Annotated in this window: 7 protein-coding genes; all 7 read right to left on the reverse strand. The window is 69.8% G+C overall.

The annotated features are described in order from the left end of the window. Positions 1-341, reverse strand: a 341-nt coding sequence (locus ACRDUX_RS29365) for a nuclear transport factor 2 family protein (protein WP_526419101.1), incomplete at its 3' end; no start/stop codon positions are given. 36 nt (positions 342-377) lie between these two features. Next, positions 378-1697, reverse strand: coding sequence for a flavin monoamine oxidase family protein (locus ACRDUX_RS29370; RefSeq protein WP_526419103.1), 1320 nt, complete (start codon positions 1695-1697; stop codon positions 378-380). 40 nt (positions 1698-1737) lie between these two features. Next, positions 1738-2640, reverse strand: a complete 903-nt coding sequence (locus ACRDUX_RS29375) for an SMP-30/gluconolactonase/LRE family protein (RefSeq protein ID WP_526419105.1) — start codon at positions 2638-2640, stop codon at positions 1738-1740. Continuing rightward, the gene (locus ACRDUX_RS29380) at positions 2637-3221 is read right to left on the reverse strand and encodes an NADPH-dependent FMN reductase (RefSeq protein ID WP_526419107.1); all 585 of its coding nucleotides are present in this window, start codon (positions 3219-3221) and stop codon (positions 2637-2639) included. Before ACRDUX_RS29380 ends, ACRDUX_RS29375 begins: the two co-directional genes overlap by 4 nt. A gap of 95 nt (positions 3222-3316) precedes the next feature. Beyond that, positions 3317-3964 carry an aspartate/glutamate racemase family protein gene (locus tag ACRDUX_RS29385; protein ID WP_526419109.1) on the reverse strand — a complete coding sequence of 216 codons (648 nt, stop codon included), beginning with the start codon at positions 3962-3964 and terminating at the stop codon, positions 3317-3319. Positions 3965-3985: 21 nt separating this feature from the next. Further along, positions 3986-4738 (reverse strand): SDR family NAD(P)-dependent oxidoreductase, encoded by a 753-nt coding sequence (locus tag ACRDUX_RS29390; RefSeq protein WP_526419111.1) that lies wholly within the window; start codon positions 4736-4738, stop codon positions 3986-3988. A 133-nt stretch (positions 4739-4871) separates the two neighbouring features. Next, positions 4872-5227, reverse strand: a 356-nt coding sequence (locus tag ACRDUX_RS29395) for a PucR family transcriptional regulator (RefSeq protein ID WP_526419113.1), incomplete at its 5' end; no start/stop codon positions are given.

Consider the following 5227-nt stretch of genomic DNA (forward strand, 5'->3'; position numbering starts at 1 on the left):
TCGTAGTACCGCACCGTGCTGAACTTGCCGTCCTCGATTTCGACGAGGATGACGCCCTGCAGGGTGAACCGCTGACCGTCGGGATCCTTCAGGTGCGCGCGGAACTCGAAGGCGGCCGACGACTCACCGTTGGTCCACTCACCCAGGAAGTCGATGGCGAGTTCGGGAAACGACCGGTAGAAGTCCTCGGTCAGCCGGCGGATGGCGTCGTGGCCCTGTTGCGGCGGTTGGCCGTACGCGTAGAACGTCGCGTCGGGCAGGAAGTGGTCCAGCAGGCCGTCGAGGTCGTGCCGACACTCGGCGTCCCAGGCGGACTCTTGGAGGGTGCGGGCAGCACTCATGGGGTTTCTCCTCTTGCGGCCGAAAGTCGTTGTCATTTAGTCCTGCGCCAGGATCGCCGAGAGCCGGGACGCGGCGGTGGCGCCGGTCAGCACCGCGCCCTCCATCCATCCGCGGAACGCGTGGGCGATGTCAGAACCGGCGAACACCAGGCGACCCTCGGTGGCCTCCAGTGCAGAGGCGTATTTCGACAGCAGCCCGGCCGGCGCCGCGCACCACGTCCCCTTGGCGTAGGGGTCGGCGAGCCAGTCATGGCCGTCGACCTTCAGCACGCCCGCCTCGGGGACGTAGCGACGGACGGCCGCCTCCATGTCGTCGCGGTCCAGGATGTCCAGCGGGCGCTCCTGCGTCGAGAAGCCGACGATGAGGTCGCCGCCCAGGCCGGTCTCGGCCGCCGGGAAGTCCGTGAAGAAGACGTCGATCGGCTCGTCATGGTCGCCGACCCCGAGGAGCTTCGGCGGCAGGTCCGTGACGAGTGCCCACAGCTTCTTGGCGGCGCCCGTCTGGCCGATCGCAGCGCCGGCAGCCTTCTCCGGCGACAGCGCCGGGGTGAACGTGACGTCGGTCAGACAGTTCAGCGGCAGGGCGATCACGGCGCCACGCGCGCGCAGCACCTCGCCACTGTGCGTGCGCACCTCGACATGCTCGGCCGTCTGCGTCACCGCCGCCACCGGCGTCGAAAGTCGCAGCGCGGCACCGGAGTCGTCCAGTATCCGCTGCAGCAGGTCGATCGTTCCCGCGGCGAAGCGGTGCGACGGCGTGTGCCCGAGCGCCAGGACGTCGTCGTTCAGATTCGGGATCCACGACATCAGGTGCAGCGCGGAGATCTGCGACTCGTGACAGCCGGTGTTCTCGCGGATCCAGCCGCCCACGAGCCCGCGCAGCGTCGCGGACAGCCCGAAGCCGTCGAGGTAGGAGTCGAGTGGGACGTCGAGGTCGGCCACGTCCTGCTGGTCCAGCGGCAGCGCCGAGTCGATCCGCCGCACCTGCACGAGGACCTCCTGGACCACCTGCTTGAGGGCTAACTCGTCGTCGCCGGTGAGCGGGCAGGCGGCGTGGCTGAGGACGCCGTCGAGCAGGGAGACATGGTGCTCGGGATGCGGGCTCTCCGAGAGCCGCACGCCGTAGCGCTCGACCTCCGCCATGAGCGCCGCGTTGCCCTCCGGGTCGACCCAGTTGCCGCCCAGCTCGATCGAGAATTCGGTGTCGGCGAAGGGCCGGTACCAGGCGCGGCCACCGATGCGGTCCCGCGCCTCGACGATCAGCACCCGCTTGCCGTCCTTCGCGAGATCGCGCGCGGCCGTCAGTCCCGCGAACCCCGCGCCGATCACCAACGCGTCGTAGGTCTCACCGTTCATCTATCGGTCCTTCCACCATTCTTGTCGTACGCAGTCGTGGTCAGCCCAGGCCGATCGGCAGGTGCAGCGGTGCCCCGCGGACCCCGGGATCACAGGCGGTCACCACCAGCGTGCCGAGGGACGCGAGCGCCAGGACGTCGAGCTCGGGCCCGGCGAACGCGAGGTTCGTCGGCGTCGGCGCGTACACGCCCGACCAGTCGTCGACGACGACGACGAGCGTGCCGTCCGGGGCCAGGCGGTACACGCGGTTGGGCTGCCAGCAGCCGATCCACAGGCCGCCGTCGGCGTCGAACGCGATGCCGTCCGGGACCACCCGGTCGAGAACGACGACCGGTTCCGGTTCGCCTCCGGAGAGCGGAATCCGCACGATCCGCGGCCACGTCGACTCGACGATGTATAGCCAGTCACCGTGCAGCGCAAGGCCGTTCGCGAAGTGCAGCCCTCCGAGCACCCGCTCGGTGGCGCCGTCGGGGTCGATCCGCACGATCCCCCCGCTCGACTGGCCCCAATCCCCAGAGTCCGACACCCACAGCCGGCCGTCGCCGTCGAAGACCGGGTAGTTCGGGTAACCAATCGCGGCACCGTACTGCCGGACGCGGCCGTCGGGCCCGATCTTCTGGATGCACCCATTGCCGACGTCACAGACGTACACGGCGCCCGCGCCGTCGAGTGCGAGGCCGAGCATGGAGCCGCCGGGCACGGTGCAGACCGTCTCGAAGGTTCCGCCCTCGAGCCCGAACCGGTAGAGCTGGCCGCCCTCGCCACCCGCGTAGAGCACCTGCTCGGCCGGGGACCAACACACGCCCTCCGGGTGCTGCAGGCCCTCGACCACGGTGCGCAACCCGGGTCCGACGACCGACGCAGGAACGCCGGTGGTCGTCTGCGCCGTGGAGGGCAGGAGCGAAGCGACCCGGAAAGTAGACCCAGCCGAGGGCCGGGTCACGACGCGACCTCGACGGTGGCCGCCGCCCGTCGCCAGCGGGCGAGACCCACAACCTGGTCGACGAGCAGGGCGAGCTGCGGCGCAGCGGCCACGATCGGGTCGACGTCGCCGACCGGGGTCGAGTTGATCGTGACGCCCAGTGGCGTCGGCCAGCCCCGCAACGCATGGACGGTCGACCGCAGCGCCGCGAGCGTTGTCGCCGTCGCCTGCCAACCGGCCGCGCAGACGATACAACCGATCGCGCGACCATCGAGGTAGGGCCGTTCGTCTTCGCGCAGCTCTTCCAGATGGTCCAGCGCGTTCTTGATGAGGCCCGACGGGCCGCCATGGAAACCGGGGCTGGCGACGATCACCCCATCAGCACGGCGGACGAGATCCAGCAGACGGTCGGCCTGCGGCCCGAGCGACCCGCGCTCGGGCGCGTACGACGGGAACTCCAGTTCATCGGCCAACAGGATGTCAGTCTGCGCGCCGGCACGCTCGGCGAGGTCCAGCGCGGCGCGCAGCGCACGCTCGGACGACGACCCCTGACGGGTCGTGCCGCCCAGACCGAGGATTCGAGGCTTCCATTCACGTTCCACGGCAATCATGCTTGCGGACTCCCGTGACCTGCACCACTAGCGCACTGCATCAACCTCGACCAGGTGCTTATCGCCCCGTACAAATCGGATGACACCTACGCGGTCCCGGCGAGCCGCTCCATCGCGAGCCGCGGGCTCGACAGAACGAGGGTTGCCCCCGGCGGCCGCGCAGCGGCGATCCGGGCCATCGAGGCCTGGGCGAGCACGACCACGTCGACCTCGGCAGCCAGGCGGTCGAGCTCCTCGGCGATGATCGCGTCGTGTCGCGCGCCATCGCCGCGGCCCAGTGCGGCGAACGCGCCATCGCAGACCCGCGAGACGACCGTGACGGCTCGGCCGGCCTCGCGCGCGGCGGCCTCGACGACATTGGCGGTCGGGGCGAGCGTCGTCGGCAACGTGGCAAGCACGCCAACGCATGCCCCGAGCGTGACGGCGCGTTCGGCCATGGCGCGGTCGACCCGCACGACGGGGACGACAGCCTCCGGCGCGATCTCGTCCACCACGTCGCCAACCGACGAGCAGGTCACGAGCACGGCGTCGACGCCGAAACCGGCGAGCGCGGCGACGTGGCCGCGCAGCCGGTCGCGCGTCATGTCGTCGACCGCGCCATCGCGCATCGTCCGCTTGAGGAGGAGCTCGTCGGCGATGACGGTCGTCTCGACCCCGGGGAGCAGTTCACCGGCGAGCTCGGCGAATATCGGTGCGAGCTGGGAGACGGTGTGGATGATGCCGAGCCTCTGCATGGGGATCTCCGTTCTTGGGTATCAGTAGCACTCGGCGAGCAGTCCGCCGTCGACGACGAGCGCCTCACCCGTGACGAAGGACGCGTCGTCCGAGGCGAGGAAGAGCACGGCCCTGGCGACCTCGCGCGGCTGGCCGATCCGGCCGAGCGGGTACTCGCCCTCGGCCTGCGCGCGCAGGGCGGCCGGATCCTCGGCCGCGGCGAAGTACGCTTCGACCATTTCGGTCTGAATGTCGCCGGGGCACACCGCGTTACAGCGGATCTTCTCGCGCCCGTACTTCACCGCCGCCGACTTGGTCAGCGCGAGCACCCCACCCTTGGCGGCGCCGTAAGCGGCGAGCATGGGATCTCCGGTCAGGGCGAGCACGGAGGAGACATTGACGATCGCGCCACCGCCCGCGCCACGCATCACGCGGATCGCGTGCTTGCAGCCGAAGAACGGGCCCTTCAGGTTGACGCCGAGGACGCGGTCGAGCTGTTCCTCTGTCGTGTCGGCCAGCTCCTGCTCGACCTGGATCGCGGCGTTGTTGACCATGACGTCGAGCCGACCGAACCGCTGCACCGCGTCGTCGACGAGCGCCTCGACCTCGGCCTCCTTGGAGACGTCGGTGTGGCGGTAGACGCCGATGCCCTGCATCACGGCCGCACCAGCCTCGTCGTTGACATCGCAGCCGAGGACCTGCGCACCCTCAGCTGCGAACTCCCGCGCCAGTGCGCTCCCGAGACCGGAAGCGACCCCCGTGACGATCACACTGCGGCCTTCGAACGTGCCCATGACTGTTTCCCCTCATTGGTCGTCTTCCCTCATTGGTCGTCTGAGGCAGTCTGCCCATCCGAGTCGTCGCTGCCCACTGTGCCGCGGCATGACGCGTACACCGCGGGTCATATGCGCAGACAAGCGCCGCTATCTACGTGGCGCGGGAGAGCGCGAGCGCCCGGAGCGCGAACCAGAGCTCGCTCACGTCGCCGGTGGACCGCATCGAGCGGCCCGTCAGCTCCTGGATCCGGGTAATCCGGTAGTTGACGGTCTGGGTGTGGATGAAGAGCAGTTCGCTGGCCCGGCTCGGCGAGCGATCGCACTCCAGATACACCTGGAGAGTCTTGATCAGCTCGCTGCCCTGCTCTCGGTCGTACTCGATGAGCGGGCCCAACACACGGTCGGCGGCCAGCTTGGACTCCGCGAGCGTTCGCGGGAGGAAGGACGGACTGCTGTCGCCGTAGAGTGCGAGCGCCGAGCCGTCCGGGCTGACGGTCTCCAGCGCCC

Origin of the sequence: Mycobacterium sp. (assembly GCF_050701675.1) — a bacterium.
Classification (GTDB): Bacteria; Actinomycetota; Actinomycetes; order Mycobacteriales; family Mycobacteriaceae; genus Mycobacterium.